We start from the raw sequence: 17,647 nt of genomic DNA on the forward strand, positions 1-17,647 counted from the left end.
TGAATACATGAGCCGTTTGTTCCACATAAGCGAGCAGCACATGAGCCTTGATCACGGCTTCGCAGCAGGATCGTCATCCGGTTCTTATTTGCCGGAAGGGATCTGCTGGGTAATGCAGTGAATATTGCCACCGCCCAGCAGGATCTCGCGGGCCGGCACGCCGACCACGGTGTGATCCGGGAAGATCTCTTCCAGAATGCGCTGGGCTTCGCCATCGGTGGCGGCATCCAGCAGCGGATAGACAATGCGATCATTGGTGATGAGGAAGTTCACGTAGGAACCGGCCAGACGGCCTTCTGCCTCACGCGGCACACCGGTACCGCTCTCGACGCCGGCTGACTCCTCTTCGGTGCAGAACAGCGGGCCCGGCTGGGGCAGCTTCCACACCTTCAGCTTGCGACCCTTGGCATCGACCGCCGCTTCCAGCACCTTGAGGGCGGCCACGGAGCGGGCGTACTGGGGATCGTTCTGGTCGTCAGTCCAGTGCAGGGCCACTTCACCCGGACGCACGAAGCAGCACATGTTGTCGATGTGGCCGTCGGTTTCGTCCATGTAGACGCCTTCGTCCAGCCAGATAAAGCTGGTGACGCCCAGATAGTCGCGTAAGTAAGCTTCGATCTGCTCTTTGGTCAGGTGCGGGTTGCGGTTTTCGTTGAGCAGACACTCGGAGGTGGTCAGGCAGGTGCCTTCACCATCGACGTGGATGGAGCCACCTTCCAGAATGAGCGGCGCATCGTAGCGAGCCATCTCGTGTTGGGTCAGCATCTGGGCTGCCACTTCCTCATCCTGATTCCACGGGTAGTAGAGACCGCCCTTGTGACCACCCCAGGCGTTGAAGCCCCAATCCACCCCACGGCACTCGCCGGCAGCGTTGGTAACGATGGTCGGGCCGGTATCGCGGGCCCAGCAGTCATCGCTGTCCATTTCGACCAGGGTGACATGGGCGGGCATGATGGCGCGGGCCTGCTCCATAAACTGGGCCGGTACCCCCATAAAGACCGGGGTGGCACCGCCGATGGCATCCGCCACCTTGGCGAAGGTCTCTTGCGCGAAGCGACCGGCTACGCGCCAGTTGTCCGGGCGAAACGGCCAGATCATCCAGACGGCCTGCTGGTGCGCCCACTCGGCGGGCATGGTGAAGCCGTCGGCGGCCGGCGTGGAGTTAATGGTCTTGATGCTCATCGCAAGGCTCCTTGCATGGATTGAGGCCCCCGTTTACGCCAGATGCGGCGCGGGAACCCGGAAAAAAAGATTGGGTCGCAGATTAAGACGTTGCGCCCCCATCCATCAAATGAATAGGATGGATTGTCCCATAAACACGGCGAATAATCCCCCCCATGAAACTGCACCAGCTCGACCTCAATCTGCTGCTCGCTTTTGACGCCCTGATGACGCAGGGCAGCGTCACCCGCGCCGCCGAAGCGCTCTTTATCAGCCAGCCCGCCATGAGCCACTCCCTTAACCGGCTGCGCACCTTTCTTGGCGACCCGCTTTTGGTGCGCACCCCGCAGGGGATGCTGCCGACCCCGCGCGCCCAGCGGCTGCACCTCGGGGTGCAGCAGGCGCTGCGGCTGCTGGAGCAGCAGCTCACCGAGGAAGAAGAGTTCGAGCCGAGCCAGTCGAAGCGGCGCTTCGTGCTCTGCACCACAGATTACGTGGAATGTGTGCTAATCCCGCCGCTTATTCAGCGGCTCAGACGGCTGGCGCCGGGGGTCACCATCGAGATCCGCATCCTGCGCGACACCCTGCCCGAAGCCGAGCTGGCGAGCGGCGAGATCGATCTGGTGCTGGGCTTTGACGAGTACATGCAGGTGCCGGGGTATCTGGGCAAGGAGACCTGGCTCACCGAGCCGCTGGCCGGACTGGTGCGCGCCGATCTGCCGATTGCAAAATCGGCCCCCGCCGGGGCCGAGGATGATCCCTCCCAGTGGCAGGAGCGCATCACCCTGCAGCAGCTTATCGCCATGCCCCATGTGTTCCACTCGCCCCTTGGCACCTCGGAGGCGAGCCTCGACCGCTATCTGAAGAGTCAGGGCTTTAGCCGCACCATCTCGGTCAACAGCCAGAGCTATATGTCCGCCGCCGCCATCGTCAGCCAGAGCGATCACCTGCTGGTGCTGCCCAGCATGGTAGCCGAGCTGCTCGCCACCCACTGGCCGCTGAAAAGCCTGCCGCTACCCGAGGACGTGCCCGACTACCACCTCAACTGCGTCTGGCATCCCGTGCACGCCCAGCAACCTGCGCTGGTGTGGCTGAAGGATTTGATGAAGGAGCTGGTGGGGCCGAGGTAAGACCGCGGCGTCTGGCATACCCCATAGGCGCATACGCAACAACCGGCGCAGTTGTGGCTCAAGGATTTGATGAAGGAGCTTGTTGACCGACCACGATGCCCGCACAGAACCTCGATCAGTTCCCTCTCCCTCCGGGAGAGGGTTAGGGTGAGGGCTGCTCCTGCTCCCTCCCCCTCATCCCCACCCCTTCTCCCACAAGGGGAGAAGGGAGCTGTTCCAGTAAAATCGGCAACATCACGGGTAACCAACTAGCAGGGCAATGCTCATCAACTCAGCAGTTCGTCAGCTCGTCAGCTCGTCAGCTCGTCAGCTCGTCAGCTCGTCAGCTCGTCAGCTCGTCAGCTCGTCAGCTCGTCAGCTCGTCAGCTCGTCAGCTCGTCAGCTCGTCATTACCAAAAACAACGATAGCCCGGTTGTGGTCAACAAAATCCTGACAGCACCTCGATCAGTTCCCTCTCCCTATGGGAGAGGGTTAGGGTGAGGGCAGCTCCTGCACCCTCCCCCTCATCCCCAACCTTTCTCCCACAAGGGGAGAAGGGAGCCGTTACGCTACAACTAACAGCATCGCAGTCAGCCAGTCAGCCAGTCAGCCAGTCAGCCAGTCAGGCGATTCCCAATAAATTCGAAAAGTTATCGCCATTTGCTTATCACCCAATCCAGCTGCCCCAGCTCGAATCTGGTAATAAACCAGTGGTGATCAGCCCAATCCCAACAGCACCTCGATCTGTTCCCTCTCCCATTGGGAGAGGGCTAGGGTGAGGGGCGCAATATCCAACCGGTAACCAGATGGGAAGCTGGCTATATCTATAAGGCGATACAGAGTGGGAGCAATTAATGGAGAGCAACCGTGTTGCCAAGCGACTGAGACGAGATGCCACACAGGCAGAGCAGAAACTGTGGCAACAGTTGCGCAATCGCCGTCTGGCGGGGCTGAAATTTCGCCGCCAAATGCCCATCGGCCCCTATGTGGTGGACTTCATCTGCCTTGAACAGGGATTGGTCATCGAAGTGGATGGTTCGCAACATGGAACACAAGCGAACCAGATGCATGACGAGGCTCGGACAGCCTATCTCAATCAGCAGGGATTTCGGGTGATACGAGTGTGGAATAACGATGTGCTGAGTCGGATGGAGGTCGTACTGGCCCATATTTGGCTCTCATTGCGCTGAGCAGAGCCCTCCCCCTCATCCCCAACCCTTCTCCCGCAAGGGGAGAAGGGAGCAAACAACCCGGCGCGTGTGGCATCCCCGGAAACAACCATGGCTCCCGCAGGAGCCATGGTTGTTTCCGGGCGCGCGTTACGCCCGCAGGGCCCGCATCAGTTGAGCGACTACGTCGTCGAGCAAAACACGATCGGGGCGACACTGGGCGAAGGTGACCAGCCCTTGCAGGTTGATCAGCAGCAGGGCGGTGAGGGTGTGGATATTGCTATCCGGGGCCAGCTCGCCCTTGGCCTGCGCCTGTGTCAGCAACTCTGCCAGATCCTGCTCCAGCTCGCCATAGATCCCCTTGACCCGCTGGGTCAGCTCCTCATCCTGCTCGCTCAGCTCCATCATGGTGCGGGTCACCAGACAGGAGCCGCAAAGTGCCTCCCCCACAATCCGGTCGAGATAGGCAGCGAGGCCCGCCAGCGGGCTCGGGTTGTCGAGCAGGGAGCGGCGCAGGGTGCGTTTGCCCTCGACATAGTGATCCACCGCCGCCAGCAGCAGGCCGCGCTTATTGCCAAAGGCGCCGTAGATGCTGCCCGGGTGCAGGCCGGTGGCAGCCACCAGCTCCTGCATGGTGGTCTTGGCGTACCCCTTGGCGCGAAACGCTTCCATGGCATTTCGCAGTACCTCGTCCCGATCAAACTCGGCTATGCGCATGGTTCCTCCCGTGGGAAATGGTTCACCGGCAAGGGACAACAGGGCCCGCCGATAAAGAGTGGCTGGAAAGGGCGGCAAGTTTACCCCAGCCGCCCGCTCGGGCCAACCTTCTTGAACGCGCATTCAAAAAAAGCTTGCGCCCGACGCAAAAAACGTCTTGAATGCACGTTCAAGAATAACCCGTTCAGGACAACCTATCATGAATACCCTGTTTCAGCCGTATCGACTCAATGACACTCTGACCCTGGCCAACCGTTTCATGATGGCCCCGCTCACCCGCTGCATGGCAGGCCCAGGTCTGGTGCCGACCGAGCAAATGGCTGCCTATTACGGCCGCCGCGCCGACATCGGCCTGATTGTTTCAGAGGCCGTCATCATCCGCCCCGACGCGCAGGGTTACCCCAATACCCCGGGCCTCTTCACCCAGGCGCAGATCGATGGCTGGAAGAAAGTGACCAGCGCCGTGCATGCCAAAGGCGGCAAGATCTTCGCCCAGCTGTGGCACGTCGGCCGCCTCTCCCACCCCTTCTTCCATCAGGCTGAAGTGCTGGCGCCCTCTGCCGTGGCGCACGAGGGCACAGTGCCCCGCATGCGCGAGCTGACCTATCAGGTGCCGCGCGCCCTGACCGAGGCCGAAATCGCCCAGCTGGTGCGGGATTACGCCCAAGCCGCAGCCAACGCCATCGAGGCGGGCTTTGACGGGGTGGAGATCCACGGCGCCAACGGCTACCTGATCGACCAGTTCCTGCACCACTCCACCAACCTGCGCACCGACAACTACGGCGGCAGCCCGGAAAAGATGAGCCGCTTCGCGCTGGAAGTGGTCGATGCCATCAGCGCCCGCATCGGCGGTGATCGGGTTGGTATTCGCCTCTCCCCGGGTGCCTATGTCCATCTGGCGGGCAGCCCGGAAGATCGCGCCGTGTTCGACTATCTGCTGGGCAAGCTCAACGATCGCCCGCTGGCCTATATCCACCTCGGCATCTTCGATGACAACCTCACCTTCGATTATCTGGGTGGCCGCGCCTCCGACTATCTGCGCGCCCACTACAAGGGCAATCTGGTCGGGGTAGGCAACTACGACGCCGAGCGCGCCGCTGCGGCCATCGAGGCCAACCGCTTCGATCTGGTGGCCATCGGCCGCCCCCTTATCGCCAACCCGGACTATCTCGCCAAGGTGAAGAAGGGTGAAGCGCTGGTGCCCTACGCCGACACCATGCTGGCCGAGCTGGTATAACAGCCAGCTATCGCCAGACGACAGGCAATAAAAAACGAGGGGAGCTGTTGCTCCCCTCGTGCTATCTGGCTGATGCGCTGATCCGTTGGTGCGGGCTTAATTGGTGCGGATGCTTAATTGGTACGAAATAGCGCCTCGATGGAGAGCCCCTGACTCAGCAGGATCTCTCTCAGACGGCGCAGCCCCTCGACCTGGATCTGGCGCACCCGCTCGCGGGTCAGGCCAATCTCGGCCCCCACATCCTCGAGGGTGGCCGGCTCATAACCCAGCAGACCGAAACGACGGGCCAGCACTTCCCGCTGCTTGGGATTGAGCTCCTCAAGCCAGTGGACAATGCTGCTGCGCATATCATCTTCCTGTGACTCCAGCTCAGGCCCCATGCCGCGCTCGTCGGAGAGCACATCCAGCAATGCCTTGTCGCGATCGCCACCGATGGGGGTATCCACCGAGGTGATCTTCTCGTTGAGCTTGAGCATGCGATTCACATCATCTACCGAACGATCCAGCGCGAAGGCGATATCCTCGGCGGTCGGTTCATGATCGAGACGGTGAGAGAGTTCGCGGGCGGTGCGCAGGTAAACGTTTAACTCTTTGACCACATGAATGGGCAAACGGATAGTGCGGGTCTGGTTCATGATAGCCCGCTCTATGGTCTGGCGGATCCACCAGGTGGCATAGGTAGAGAAACGGAAGCCGCGCTCGGGGTCGAACTTCTCGACCGCGCGGATAAGACCGAGGTTGCCCTCTTCGATGAGATCCAGCAGCACCAGGCCACGGTTGTTGTAACGGCGGGCGATTTTCACCACCAGTCGCAGGTTGGACTCGATCATGCGCTTGCGGGCGGCTTTGTCACCTCGCAAGGCACGACGGGCGTAGTAGACTTCCTCTTCGGCAGTGAGCAGCGGGGAGAAACCTATCTCCCCCAGATAGAGTTGCGTGGCATCCATCACCTTGTTCAGCTCAGGTGCCAGCAACTCATCGGAGATAATATCTTCCGCCTCGGCAGCTACCTCCTGCAACTCTTCTACTTCATGAGATTCGGGTTCAGCGTCAAACTCTAACTCTGCATCCTGCATTGCCAGTTGTTCTTGGCTCATGGTGTGTCTCCCTGACGTTACCAGAGTAAGACGGTCTCTCTGGGGTTAACGCTTTGGCAAATAGCTCATCGGATTGATCGACTTGCCTCTGTACCGGATCTCGAAATGCAATCGCACATCCGGCGCGTCCGTGCTACCCATGTTGGCAATGACCGAGCCCCCCTTGACGCTGTCCCCTTCCTTCACCCGCAACTCGTCGTTGTGTGCGTAAGCGGAGAGATAGTCATCATCATGCTTGAGGATAATCAGCTTGCCGTACCCCCTTAAAGCACTGCCAGCGTATACCACTTTACCGCTGCTGGCGGCGTAGACGGGTTGCCCCTTCTGGCCGGCTATGTCGATCCCCTTGTTACCCTGTTCTGCAACAGAGAACCCCTCGACAATCCGGCCTTTTGCGGGCCAGTGCCAAGCAAGTCTCGACTGGGAGTTGTTTATTTTTTGTTCTTTGGACTGAGCGTATTCCTTCGGTGCTGCCGGAGCAACGGATTTCTGAGAGATGAACGGCGTGGTCTGACCAGAACCATTCGGCTCGGCCAACGGACGCGGACCGCTGCTCGGACGGCTCACGGCCAACGGTGTCACGGTTGCCGGACGAGTCGCAGCCACCATTTGGGTCGAACCGCCGCCAGCAGTCTGGACATTGAGCACCTGACCCGGTTGCAGCGCATAGGGGGCGCTCAGGTTGTTGCTCTGGGCCAGCGCCTGCGCACTCATGCCGAACTGGCGGCCGATGCTGCTCAGGGTATCGCCGCGGCGCACCTCATAGGTACCGGCACTACGGCTGCTGCTCATGCTGGCACTGGAGCCATCGAGTCGCAGTCGCTGCCCCGGATAGATGTTGTAGGGCGGGCTGATGTTGTTGAGGCTGGCCAGCGACGGCACATCGTTGCCGGAGTTGAAGGCGATGGAGTAGAGGGTATCGCCCCGCTTCACCACATAGCTGCCGCCCTGAATGGGGGCACTGACCTGGGCACCGCTTTGGCGAGCCGGAATGGTCGAGACAAACTGCCCCTCATCAACACCATCTACCGGAGCTGCATTTTTGCTGGAGGAGCAGGCAAGCAGCAGCCATGACAACACCACGACACTGCTTCCTTGCCAAATACGCGAACGCATAATGGATCCTTAACGACTAAACCAGAAATAGGCCACCACGGCCAGACCAATACAGAGCCAACCGAGCACATCTACGTAGTGCATCAGTTTGCGTTCCATCTTCTCGCCACCCCAGCGCATCAGGCCCGCAACCAGGAAAAAGCGCATGCCACGACCGATGAGGGAGGTGATGATGAAGGGCAGCAGAGCCATTTGCAACAACCCTGCCGTCACGGTAAACACCTTGTAGGGGATAGGGGTGAAGCTGGCAATGAAAATGACCCAGATCCCCCACTGCTCAAACCAGTGGCGAGCAATCTCGATCTTGCTCTGATAACCCACAGACTCCACCAGTGGCAGCACGACCGGATCCCACAGGGCATAGCCAAGGGCATAGCCAAACAGGGCACCTAGCACAGAGAAGACGGTAGCCAGCGTGGCGTAGTGCCACGCCTTGTGGGGTTTGGCGAGCGCCATCGGCGCCAGCATCACATCCACCGGGATCGGCCAGAATACCGACTCGATAAAAGCGGTGATGGAGAGATACCAGGGGGCATGCTTGTGGCGGGCCCACTGCATCACCAGTACGTACAAACGGGAAAACAACTTCACTCAACATCTCCGTCAATCAGGGGAACAAAACGTACCGGCTCCAGAATACGGCTGGTCAGCTGGGATCCGGATCGTTCGATCAGCTGCAGGGTCTGCTGGCTGTCACCCACGGGCAACACCAGTCGCCCCCCTTCGGCCAGCTGATCGGTCAGTGCCGTGGGGATCTCGCTCGCCGCGGCCGTCACCAGAATGGCATCATAAGGCCCCTTGTTGGGCCACCCCAGCCAGCCGTTGCCGTGCTTGGCCGAGACATTGTGCAGATCGAGCTGGCGCAGTCGGCGTCGGGCCTGGAACTGCAGCGACTTGATCCGCTCCACGGTATACACATGCTCCACCAGATGGGCGAGGATCGCCGTCTGGTAGCCCGAGCCAGTGCCAATCTCCAGCACATGGGCCGGATTGTTTTGCATCAGCAACTCGGTCATTCGCGCCACCATATAGGGCTGCGAAATGGTCTGGCCGTGGCCAATGGGCAGGGCGGTGTTGTCCCACGCCTTGTGCGCCATGGCCTCGTCTACAAACAGCTGGCGCGGCACTTTCGCGATGGTCGCCAGCACGCGAAAATCGCGAATATCCTGCGCAATGAGCTGATTTAACAGGCGCTGTACTATCACACCACCCTCATCCCTGCAGATCTAACCAGGCCCCCAGACCGGCGAGACTGTCATAGGCAGTCATATCGATGGTCAGGGGGGTAATCGAGACATAGCCCTGCTCGATGGCAGCAAAATCGGTACCGTCACCGGCATCCTGCTGGCTACCAGGGGGGCCGATCCAGTAGATGGGCTGGCCACGGGGATCCTCGGTGCAGATCACCGACTCCGCCCGGTGGCGATTGCCAAGGCGGGTGGTCTTGATCCCCTTGATCTGCTCGAGGGGCAAGTCCGGCACGTTGACGTTGAGGATCTGATCGGCAGGCAGGGGGTGTTTCATCAGCCCCTTCACCAGCAGGGCCGCATAGTGGGCCGCCGTGGCGAAGTGGGTCTTGCCCACCAGCGAGATGGCGATGGAGGGGTAGCCAAGATGGCGCCCCTCGGTGGCCGCGGCGACCGTGCCCGAGTAGATGACATCATCCCCCAGGTTGGCGCCGTGGTTGATGCCGGCCACTACCATGTCGGGTTCAGGACGCACCAGCTCGTTGACCGCCAGATGCACGCAGTCGGTCGGCGTGCCCTTCACCGCATAGCTCTCGCACCCATTAAAGCCGTTTTCTGCGATGCGGGTAACCCGCAGCGGTACTTCCAGCGTCAGGGAGTGACTCGCGCCGCTGCGGTTGCGATCCGGCGCCACCACAATGACCTCGCCGCAGGCGCGCAGCGCCTCGCTGAGGGCACGAATGCCCTCGGCATGCACACCATCATCATTACTGACCAGAATTCGCATCGGTCTGATTCCTGAAACCGTGATCGGCCTCTTCGGCCTGCATTAACTCGCGCACCACGCTGGTGGCAAACGCGCCCGCCGGCAGGAAGAAGGAGAGGGTCAGCGCCTCGCCGTCCAGCTGCCAGCTCATCTGCTCCGGCTTGAGCAGCAGGGGGCGGCGATCCTGATCCAGCCCGGCTTTCTCCAGCCCGCCACACCAATCGCTGTAAGGGGCCAGCACGCCCTGTTCGAACTCGGCAGCGGCGCCCTGACTGGCCAAACGGCCACGGCCCCACTGGGGCGCGGTAAGTTGCACGTCGCCGGAGGCAAGACGCGCTTCCAGCTCGGGGGTCACGCTCTCTTCGCTGAAGATGGAGTGGCTGCCCTTGAGCATCACGCAATCACCGGCCAGCAGCTGATGGGCCAGCCCCTGTTCGATACGGGCGCTGACGATGGCGTTGAACAGCATGCTGCGGGCGGCAGAGAGGTAGAGGGAGCGCTTGTTGCGATCCTTGATCCTCTTGCCGGCAAACATCGCCTTGGCCGCTTCCAGGTTGTTGCCATCGCGGCCAAAACGCTGCTCACCATAGTAATTGGGCACGCCCTTAGTGGCGATGGCCTGCAGGCGCGCTTCCAGCCCGTCGGCTTGTTCCAGACCGGTGAGACGCAGGGTGAAGTGGTTGCCCTTGAGGTAGCCGACCCGCAATTTGCGGTTGTGACGCCTGGCTTGCAGGATCTGGATGCTGTCGCTCTCGATAACCGACAAGTCCGGTTCGGCCTTGCCCGGCAGGTGAATGCCGAACCACTGCTCGGTCACCGCGTGGCGATCTTTCAGGCCCGCCCAGGTCACCGCATTGCGGTTGACCCCGGCCGCATCGGCCAGCAGACCCGCTACCCAGGCGGTGTTTTCGCCGGTTTTGCGCACCCGGACGAAGATGTGCTCACCCTCACCGCAAGGCTCAAACCCGAGATCTTCATTGACCACGAAGTCGGCTGCCTCGGCTTTGAGGATACCGCGGGCGGTGGGCGCCCCGTGCAGATAGGCAAGTTGTTCCAGCATTATTGTTTCACCAGTAGGACGACGGCTTCGGTGGCGATCCCTTCCTTGCGCCCCGTAAACCCAAGCTGTTCGGTGGTGGTCGCCTTGACATTCACCCGGTTCAAATCACATTGCAGATCGGCGGCCAGCACGGCGCACATGGCGTCGATATGGGGGGCCATTTTGGGGGCCTGGGCGATGATAGTCACATCCAGGTTGCCGATGGCATACCCCGCCTGCTGTACCCGAGCAAAGACATCCCGCAGCAGAATGCGACTGTCGATCCCCTTGAACTCGGCAGCGGTATCGGGGAAGTGGCGACCGATGTCACCAGCACCGATAGCCCCCAGCAGGGCATCGCTTACCGCGTGCAGCACCACATCGCCGTCGGAGTGGGCAACCAGCCCCTGCTCGTAGGGAACCGGCACGCCACCCAGCATGCAGGGACCAACACCACCAAATTTATGAACATCAAAACCATGACCAATGCGCATCATCAGCGGCAACCTCCCAACATGCTGAAACCAACCCCATCAATTTTGTGTACGTCCACACCATGTCCAATCCGGATCATGCTAACTCCTTGTTCGGGCCTGTTTGTTCGAGACACTCTGCTCTGAACGGTCTGTTCTGACTGAGGGGCTTATGCCTGCTGGCTTAAAAACAGCCCCGCCAGCGACAAGTCTTCCGGCCGGGTCACTTTGATATTGTCGGCGCGCCCCTCCACCATCCGCACCGTGAATCCGGCCCGCTCCATGGCGGAGGCCTCGTCGGTGATGGTGGCGCCCAGCATCAGTCCCTCTTCCAGCGCCCGCTTCAGGGCACGGGTCGGGAACATCTGCGGCGTCAGGGCATGCCAGAGCTGCTCGCGCTCGACGGTGGCGATGATATTGCCCTCCCCATCGGAGCGCTTCATGGTATCGCGCACCCGACTGCCGAGAATGGCGCCGCCGCAACCCATGGCCGTGGCAATCAGCGCATCGAGATCGCCGTGAGTCAGGCAGGGGCGGGCCGCATCGTGCACCAGCACCCACTCCCCTTGCGCCACATAGAGGCCATTGAGGACGGAAAAGGCGCGCTCGGCGCCTCCCTCTACCCGCACAATCCGCGGGTCGGCCGCCACGGGCAGGGCCTCGAACCAGCGGTCATGGGGCGCCAGCGCCACGATCACCTGGGCGATGGCCGGATGGGAGAGCAGCCGCTCCAGGGTATGTTCGAGAATGGTTTTACCCGCCAGTTGCAGGTACTGCTTGGGGCAATCGGCCCCCATCCGGCTGCCGATACCGGCGGCAGGGACGATCGCCGTCAGGCCGGATACCCGGCTGGCATCAGTCATCGTAGGGCTCATCGTCCGGCGCTGTCTCTTTGTCTTTCTCTTTGGGGATGATCCGGTAGAAGGTCTCCCCCTGCTTGATGTAACCCAGATCGTTGCGCGACAACTCCTCGATGGCCTCGAGGCCAGAGGTGAGATCATCTATCTCGCGGTAAATGAGGTCGTTACGATCCTTGAGAGTCTGGTTGTCCCGCTGTTGCTGCGAGATGGCCTCCGACAGGTTCTGATAATCGGATAGCCCGTTCTTCCCCAGCCAGAGGTCATATTGCAGTCCCCCCAGCAGGAGGATCAGGATCAGGGTGAATAGCCGCATGCACTAGGTCTCCTTCAGGCGGCCTAGTGTCCCATATTCGGTGCCAAGACAAAAGAAAGCGAGCACCCGGGAGCCACCGGCCGAACATAAAAAAGTGCCCAAGAGTGAATCAGATAGCACAAAGCCCCGCCAAACCGGTGCAAGGATGGCCAACCAGGGCGCTCCTTGTCCGGGGGCGGGGCTCTCAATCAGAAAGCGGTAAGGGGGATCAGTTCACCACGACCGGCTCTCCCGCGCTCTCGGCCGAGGTGTGGTACTCCTCCTCGGCATCACGGAAACGCTCCAGCATCGCTTTAGAGGGCGCTTCGCCCAGCAGACTGCCCACTACGATGGCCAGCAGTGCGAACAGGAAGCCCGGGATGATCTCATACAGCCCCAGCCAGCCGAACTGCTTCCAGACGATGACGGTGATGGCACCGACCAGCATGCCCGCCAGCGCACCGTTGCGGGTCATTCGCGGCCACAGCACCGATAGCAGCACCACGGGACCAAAGGCGGCACCGAAACCGGCCCAGGCGTAGCTCACCAGCCCCAGCACCCGGTTTTCCGGATTCATGGCGACGGCGATGGCAATCACCGCGATCAGCAGCACCATCAGGCGACCCACCCACACCAGCTCACGCTGGGAGGCGTTCTTGCGCAGGAACGGCTTGTAGAGATCCTCGGTAATGGCGCTGGAGCAGACCAGCAGCTGGCAGCTTAGAGTGCTCATCACCGCCGCCAGAATGGCGGAGAGCAGCACACCGGCGATCCAGGGGTTGAACAGGATCTTGGAAAGCTCGATAAAGACCCGCTCCGGGTTGCCGGTCACTCCAGCCGCCACTTCCGGGAAGCGGGCAAAATAGGCTAGCCCGAAGAAACCGATGGCCACCGCGCCTGCGAGGCAGAACACCATCCAGGTCATGCTGATACGGCGGGCATTGGCCATGGAGTGGTGGGAGTCCGCCGCCATGAAGCGGGCCAGAATGTGGGGCTGACCGAAGTAGCCAAGGCCCCAGGCCATCAGCGAGACAATGGCGATCACATCCAGATTCTTGAACATGTCGAGGTTGGTGGCGCTCTTGGCGGCCACCTCGATCATGGCGCTATCCACCCCGCCGACGGCGATGATGACGAAGACCGGGGTCAGGATCAGGGCAAAGATCATCAGGGTCGCCTGCACCGTGTCGGTCCAGCTCACCGCGAGGAAGCCGCCGAAGAAGGTGTAGGTGATAGTGGCGGCGGCACCGACCCAGAGGGCGGTGTTGTAATCCATGCCGAAGGTGCTCTCGAACAGGCGGGCACCGGCCACCACGCCGGAGGCGCAATAGATGGTGAAGAACAGCAGGATCACCAGCGCCGAGAGGATGCGCAGCACCTTGCTGTGATCTTCAAAGCGATAGGTGAAATAGTCCGGCAGGGTCAGGGCGTTGCGGTTCTTCTCGGTATGTACCCGCAGGCGACCCGCTACCCAGCGCCAGTTGAGGTAGGCGCCGATGACCAGACCGATGGCGATCCAGCTCTCGGAGATGCCGCTGACGAAGACGGCGCCGGGCAGCCCCATCAGCAGCCAGCCGCTCATGTCGGAGGCACCGGCAGAGAGAGCTGTCACCCAGCTCCCCATCCGGCGGCCGCCCAGAATGTAGTCATCAAAGTTGCGGGTGGCGCGATAGGCGACGAAGCCGATCAACACCATTCCGAGGATATACACCAGGAAGGTGATTAACATGGGTGTGCTAGCTGTCATGCAAAACTCCGTTTTGTGTCATTTTCTGCCCGCTCTGGTGACGGGCTCATCCCTAAAAAACCGGCCTAGCTTAATCAGCCGTTCGCGCCAGCTCAACCACTTTTAACAAACACAAAACACAATAAAAACCTTTGCGCATCAAATCATCTGCCACATCAAGAGGATGGTGCCAGATTTCCTGCCGTGGCCGTGGCTGCCATATCGCCGCAACGGCGGCTATTGAGCGTTATATTTTCACATTTTGTTACTATCCATTTTTTTACAAGCCAGCGCCCCGCTCCTACACTCCCCGCCCTGTCTCATCACACCAGTCAGAGGTCGGCACCATGTCATCTCATCTGTCACACCTGCGAACCCTCGCCCGCCGCCTTCATCCGGTGGAGGAGTCGGGTCATCTCATCCGACGGGCCAAGTATGTGGGGCGTCTCTGGCTCAATCCCGGCGCCCGCGCCCTCTATCGCCAGCAGCAGGAGCAACCGCTGCTGGCGCAGGCGATCAGCCGCTTCCCCGATATTCTGGAAAAGCCGATCCACCCCTATCGCCACAAGGGGCTCCGCAAGCGCCTGCGAGCCGGGCTTATCAGCGGCCACTACCAGCAGCTGGCACGTCAGCTGCCCAAGGCGCAACAACTGGCAATCTACAGCGGGCGCGGCCTGCTGCTGGCCCAGTGGCAGAGCGACAAGCTGACGGCTCCGCTGACCCTGCAACTGGATTACCAAACCCACATGGGCAAAGAGGGGGAGATGAGCCTGACCCTCAAGCTGGGTGACGCGGCGCTCTATTACATGGCCCTCAATCTGCGCCCCGCGCCGAACCCGACCCTCGAGATCTGTTCGCTGCAGGGCGGCAAGGGGCAGAGCGAGGAGATCAAGCTGGTCACCAAGGCGTGCGGCGGGCTGCGCCCCATGTCCCTGCTGGTCTATATGGCCGCCGAGCTGGCCCAAGGGTTGGCATGCAAGCGCCTGCTCGGGATCCGCACCCAAAGCCACATCTATCAGAGCAGCAAGCGCACCGCCGATCGGGTCAAGTTCGATCTCGACGGCTTGTGGCAGGAGCATCAGTGCAGCGTGCAGGATGAACTCTGGATGAGCCTGCCGCTGGAGGTGCCCCGCAAGACACTGGAGGAGATCCCCTCCCGCAAGCGGGCCAGCTACAAGGCGCGCTATCAGCTGCTCGATCAGCTCGGCAGCGAGCTGCAGGCAAATCTGCTGCGAAGCTGAGTCAACCTAGCAGAAACAAAAAGGGCGAACAGCATGCTGTTCGCCCTTTGTCATGACGGGGATTTACCGTTAGCGGTTGATCGCCATCGGCATGCCGTTGCGCTGCTCCAGCGCCTGCTTCACCAGTTGGGAGTCGCTGTCGGCGTGGGCAATGAAGCGGGTCACCGCCGGGGTCATCGGCAGCGGTGCCGGCAGCTTGGAGTTGAACTCCTCTTCGCTGCGCGACAGCGGCTGGTGCACTTCCAGATAGCGAACGCCGTTAGGTTCGAGAGAGGCCTTGATCGGCTGGTTGACGAACTGGACGCGAGTACCGACCGGTACCTGCTTGAACAGATAGGCGATGTCATCGTTGCGCAGGCGCACACAGCCGTGGCTCACCCTCAGGCCGATGCCGAAGTTGGCGTTGGTACCGTGGATGGCGTACATCTTGCCGATGTAGAGGGCAAACAGACCCATGGGGTTGTCCGGGCCGGCCGGCCAGACCGCAGGCAGGCTCTCGCCACGGGCGGCATATTCGGCATGCATCTTGGCGGTCGGGGTCCAGGTCGGGCCCGCTTTCTTGCGCTGCACGCTGGTCACCCAGTTTTCCGGGGTGTCGGTGCCGAGCTGGCCGATGCCGATGGGCAGCACTTCCACCACTTTTTTACCCTTGGGGTAGTAGTAGAGGCGCATCTCGGCCACGTTCAGCACGATCCCTTCACGGGGTGCATCCGGCAGGATCAGTTGCTGGGGGATCACCAGCTTCTCGCCGGTCTGTACCAGCAGGGGATCTGCATCGGGGTTGGCTTCGGTCATGTTGGTCAGCCCCAGCTGGAATTTGGCCGCAATGGCCTCCAGCGGCTGGCCGTTCTCTTCGGCCGGAACCACGTATTCCAGATTTTCCCCTACCAGACGGCTGTTGGCCGCAGGCAGAGCATATTCAACAGCGAAAACCGGCGCAGCGGTCAGCAGCAGGCTGTAGCAGAGTGTTGCCACACTATTGCGAAGGAGCTTCATAACTTTCCCATGATGATGACTTGAAGTGACGTCTCTGGGCTGGCAGCTGATCAAGAGGGGATCAGGGGCGCGAAGAGAAGGCCGCCATTTTTCTCCTCTGCACGGCAAATTTCAACTGACAAGTGGCGACGGGTCGATGATTAATATACGGTTTTTTCCGCGTCCTCGACCCGCCCCATTTCCCTGTTTATCCCCGTTGCCAGGCACGCATATCGTAACCTGTGGGAGATTGGTGCAACCGCAGATGAAATTGCTCAATGATGGCAAAGATATGGTCGAAAATATCGGCCTGAATCCCTTCGTAATCGGCCCATGCGGTAGTCGCGGTAAAGCAGTAAATTTCCAGCGGCAGACCGTCTGACGTGGGTGCCAGCTGGCGCACCATCAGGGTCATGTCCTTGCGAATGCCGGGGTGGGCGCGCAGGTAGGCATCCAGATAGGCGCGCAGGGTGCCGAGGTTGGTGAGGTGACGACCGTTGATGGGGCAGCTCAGGGCATCGCTCAGCTGCTGGTTGTAAGCGCTCAGCTCCTGCTCCTTGCGACTGAGATAGGGGGCCAGCAGCTGCGCCTGCTTGAGCTGCAACTGCTCCTCGGCCGTCAGAAAACGCACGCTGGTCATGTCGATATTGACGCTGCGCTTGATACGGCGGCCACCCGACTCGGTCATCCCCTGCCAGTTCTTGAAAGAGTCGGAGATCAGGGCATAGGTGGGAATGGTGGTGATGGTCTTGTCCCAGTTCGACACCTTGACCGTGGTAAGCCCGATGTCGGTCACCTCGCCATCGGCGCCGTACTTGTCCATCTGCAGCCAGTCACCGACACTCAGCATCCGGTTGGCGGAGAGCTGGATCCCCGCCACCAGCCCGAGGATGGGGTCCTTGAACACCAGCATCAGCACTGCGGTCATGGCACCCAGACCGCTGAACAGGAACAGCGGCGACTTGCCGAGCAGCAGGGCGATCATCAGGATGCCCACCAGAATGCTGCCTACCAGCTTGGCCCCCTGGAAGATGCCGCGCAGGGGCAAATCCCGGCCAAGGCGGGTGTAACGGCTCACCGACAACAGGCAGTCAAGCAGAGCGAAGAAGGCCAGCAGCAGGAACAGCAAAATCCAGAGCTGGGCCACCATCTCGATAAGCTTGAGGCTATCCGATTGGCGGGGCAGCCAGATCTCCGCCTGACCGAGCAGCACGGCCCCCTGCAACACGAAAGCGAGCCGGTTGAAGAGGCGCTGTTGCAGCTGGGGCGGCAGCCACACCTGCTTGGCCTTGCCGAGGATCCCCACCAGCCGGACCAGCAGCACCCGGTGCAGCGCCATGTGCAACAGCAACGAGGTGATGACGATAAAGCCCAGCGCGATCACCAGCGCCATCATGCTGGTCACTTCCACCCCAAGGCCCGACAACCAGTTAAAAAACGCCTCTTTCATTGCTCTCTCCCGAACCTGGCAGCCCGCTGGC

General features: G+C 61.0%; 18 protein-coding genes. 4 read left to right on the plus strand and 14 right to left on the minus strand.

The genetic code is table 11. From position 1 onward, the window contains the following. Nucleotides 1-84: 84 nt before the first annotated feature. On the minus strand, nucleotides 85-1,182 hold the full coding sequence (gene aguA, locus ACTG1P_RS09490; protein WP_440001116.1) for an agmatine deiminase: 1,098 nt from the start codon (nucleotides 1,180-1,182) through the stop codon (nucleotides 85-87). 155 nt (nucleotides 1,183-1,337) lie between these two features. Here aguA and ACTG1P_RS09495 point away from each other — a divergent pair, with 155 nt between their 5' ends. After that, entirely contained in the window at nucleotides 1,338-2,291 is a 954-nt protein-coding gene (locus tag ACTG1P_RS09495) for a LysR family transcriptional regulator (protein WP_033115874.1), read from the plus strand. Nucleotides 2,292-3,125: 834 nt separating this feature from the next. Further along, the gene (locus ACTG1P_RS09500; protein ID WP_440001117.1) at nucleotides 3,126-3,461 is read left to right on the plus strand and encodes an endonuclease domain-containing protein; all 336 of its coding nucleotides are present in this window, start codon (nucleotides 3,126-3,128) and stop codon (nucleotides 3,459-3,461) included. A 129-nt stretch (nucleotides 3,462-3,590) separates the two neighbouring features. Here the strand turns inward: ACTG1P_RS09500 and ACTG1P_RS09505 are convergent, their stop codons facing one another. Next, entirely contained in the window at nucleotides 3,591-4,157 is a 567-nt protein-coding gene (locus ACTG1P_RS09505) for a TetR/AcrR family transcriptional regulator (RefSeq protein ID WP_265773409.1), read from the minus strand. A 199-nt stretch (nucleotides 4,158-4,356) separates the two neighbouring features. On the opposite strand from ACTG1P_RS09505, the gene ACTG1P_RS09510 reads away from it, so the two are divergent. Further along, nucleotides 4,357-5,394, plus strand: a complete 1,038-nt coding sequence (locus ACTG1P_RS09510; RefSeq protein ID WP_440001118.1) for an alkene reductase — start codon at nucleotides 4,357-4,359, stop codon at nucleotides 5,392-5,394. Between the two features lie 113 nt (nucleotides 5,395-5,507). Here the strand turns inward: ACTG1P_RS09510 and rpoS are convergent, their stop codons facing one another. The 10 genes from rpoS to putP form a co-directional block, all read right to left on the minus strand. Continuing rightward, a complete protein-coding gene (gene rpoS / locus ACTG1P_RS09515; RefSeq protein WP_440001119.1) occupies nucleotides 5,508-6,491 on the minus strand; it encodes an RNA polymerase sigma factor RpoS in 984 nt (327 codons plus the stop codon). A 45-nt stretch (nucleotides 6,492-6,536) separates the two neighbouring features. Next, a complete protein-coding gene (locus tag ACTG1P_RS09520) occupies nucleotides 6,537-7,607 on the minus strand; it encodes a LysM peptidoglycan-binding domain-containing protein (protein ID WP_440001120.1) in 1,071 nt (356 codons plus the stop codon). Between the two features lie 9 nt (nucleotides 7,608-7,616). Beyond that, nucleotides 7,617-8,198, minus strand: coding sequence for a YqaA family protein (locus ACTG1P_RS09525; RefSeq protein WP_181363316.1), 582 nt, complete (start codon nucleotides 8,196-8,198; stop codon nucleotides 7,617-7,619). Beyond that, nucleotides 8,195-8,812, minus strand: a complete 618-nt coding sequence (locus ACTG1P_RS09530; RefSeq protein ID WP_005335507.1) for a protein-L-isoaspartate(D-aspartate) O-methyltransferase — start codon at nucleotides 8,810-8,812, stop codon at nucleotides 8,195-8,197. Before ACTG1P_RS09530 ends, ACTG1P_RS09525 begins: the two co-directional genes overlap by 4 nt. Nucleotides 8,813-8,819: 7 nt before the next feature. Further along, the gene (gene surE, locus ACTG1P_RS09535) at nucleotides 8,820-9,581 is read right to left on the minus strand and encodes a 5'/3'-nucleotidase SurE (protein WP_040068372.1); all 762 of its coding nucleotides are present in this window, start codon (nucleotides 9,579-9,581) and stop codon (nucleotides 8,820-8,822) included. After that, a complete protein-coding gene (truD, locus tag ACTG1P_RS09540) occupies nucleotides 9,562-10,620 on the minus strand; it encodes a tRNA pseudouridine(13) synthase TruD (RefSeq protein WP_440001121.1) in 1,059 nt (352 codons plus the stop codon). The genes surE and truD overlap by 20 nt, the downstream gene beginning before the upstream one ends. Then, nucleotides 10,620-11,096 carry a 2-C-methyl-D-erythritol 2,4-cyclodiphosphate synthase gene (gene ispF / locus ACTG1P_RS09545; RefSeq protein ID WP_040097825.1) on the minus strand — a complete coding sequence of 159 codons (477 nt, stop codon included), beginning with the start codon at nucleotides 11,094-11,096 and terminating at the stop codon, nucleotides 10,620-10,622. The genes truD and ispF overlap by 1 nt, the downstream gene beginning before the upstream one ends. 146 nt (nucleotides 11,097-11,242) lie before the next feature. After that, nucleotides 11,243-11,935 carry a 2-C-methyl-D-erythritol 4-phosphate cytidylyltransferase gene (gene ispD / locus ACTG1P_RS09550; RefSeq protein ID WP_440001122.1) on the minus strand — a complete coding sequence of 231 codons (693 nt, stop codon included), beginning with the start codon at nucleotides 11,933-11,935 and terminating at the stop codon, nucleotides 11,243-11,245. Beyond that, nucleotides 11,928-12,245: a cell division protein FtsB gene (gene ftsB / locus ACTG1P_RS09555; protein WP_005335520.1), complete on the minus strand. Its 318-nt coding sequence runs from the start codon at nucleotides 12,243-12,245 to the stop codon at nucleotides 11,928-11,930. The genes ispD and ftsB overlap by 8 nt, the downstream gene beginning before the upstream one ends. 208 nt (nucleotides 12,246-12,453) lie before the next feature. Further along, nucleotides 12,454-13,971: a sodium/proline symporter PutP gene (gene putP / locus ACTG1P_RS09560; RefSeq protein ID WP_440001123.1), complete on the minus strand. Its 1,518-nt coding sequence runs from the start codon at nucleotides 13,969-13,971 to the stop codon at nucleotides 12,454-12,456. Between the two features lie 326 nt (nucleotides 13,972-14,297). Between putP and ACTG1P_RS09565 the strand changes: the two genes are divergently transcribed. Beyond that, the gene (locus tag ACTG1P_RS09565) at nucleotides 14,298-15,191 is read left to right on the plus strand and encodes a VirK/YbjX family protein (protein ID WP_440001124.1); all 894 of its coding nucleotides are present in this window, start codon (nucleotides 14,298-14,300) and stop codon (nucleotides 15,189-15,191) included. A gap of 69 nt (nucleotides 15,192-15,260) precedes the next feature. Here the strand turns inward: ACTG1P_RS09565 and ACTG1P_RS09570 are convergent, their stop codons facing one another. Next, nucleotides 15,261-16,187, minus strand: coding sequence for a L,D-transpeptidase family protein (locus ACTG1P_RS09570; protein WP_005354531.1), 927 nt, complete (start codon nucleotides 16,185-16,187; stop codon nucleotides 15,261-15,263). Between the two features lie 187 nt (nucleotides 16,188-16,374). Then, a complete protein-coding gene (locus ACTG1P_RS09575) occupies nucleotides 16,375-17,616 on the minus strand; it encodes a mechanosensitive ion channel family protein (RefSeq protein WP_101529604.1) in 1,242 nt (413 codons plus the stop codon). Nucleotides 17,617-17,647: the final 31 nt, after the last annotated feature.

This window comes from Aeromonas sp. 11P (genome assembly GCF_051920165.1).
In the GTDB taxonomy this organism is placed as follows: domain Bacteria; phylum Pseudomonadota; class Gammaproteobacteria; order Enterobacterales; family Aeromonadaceae; genus Aeromonas; species Aeromonas veronii.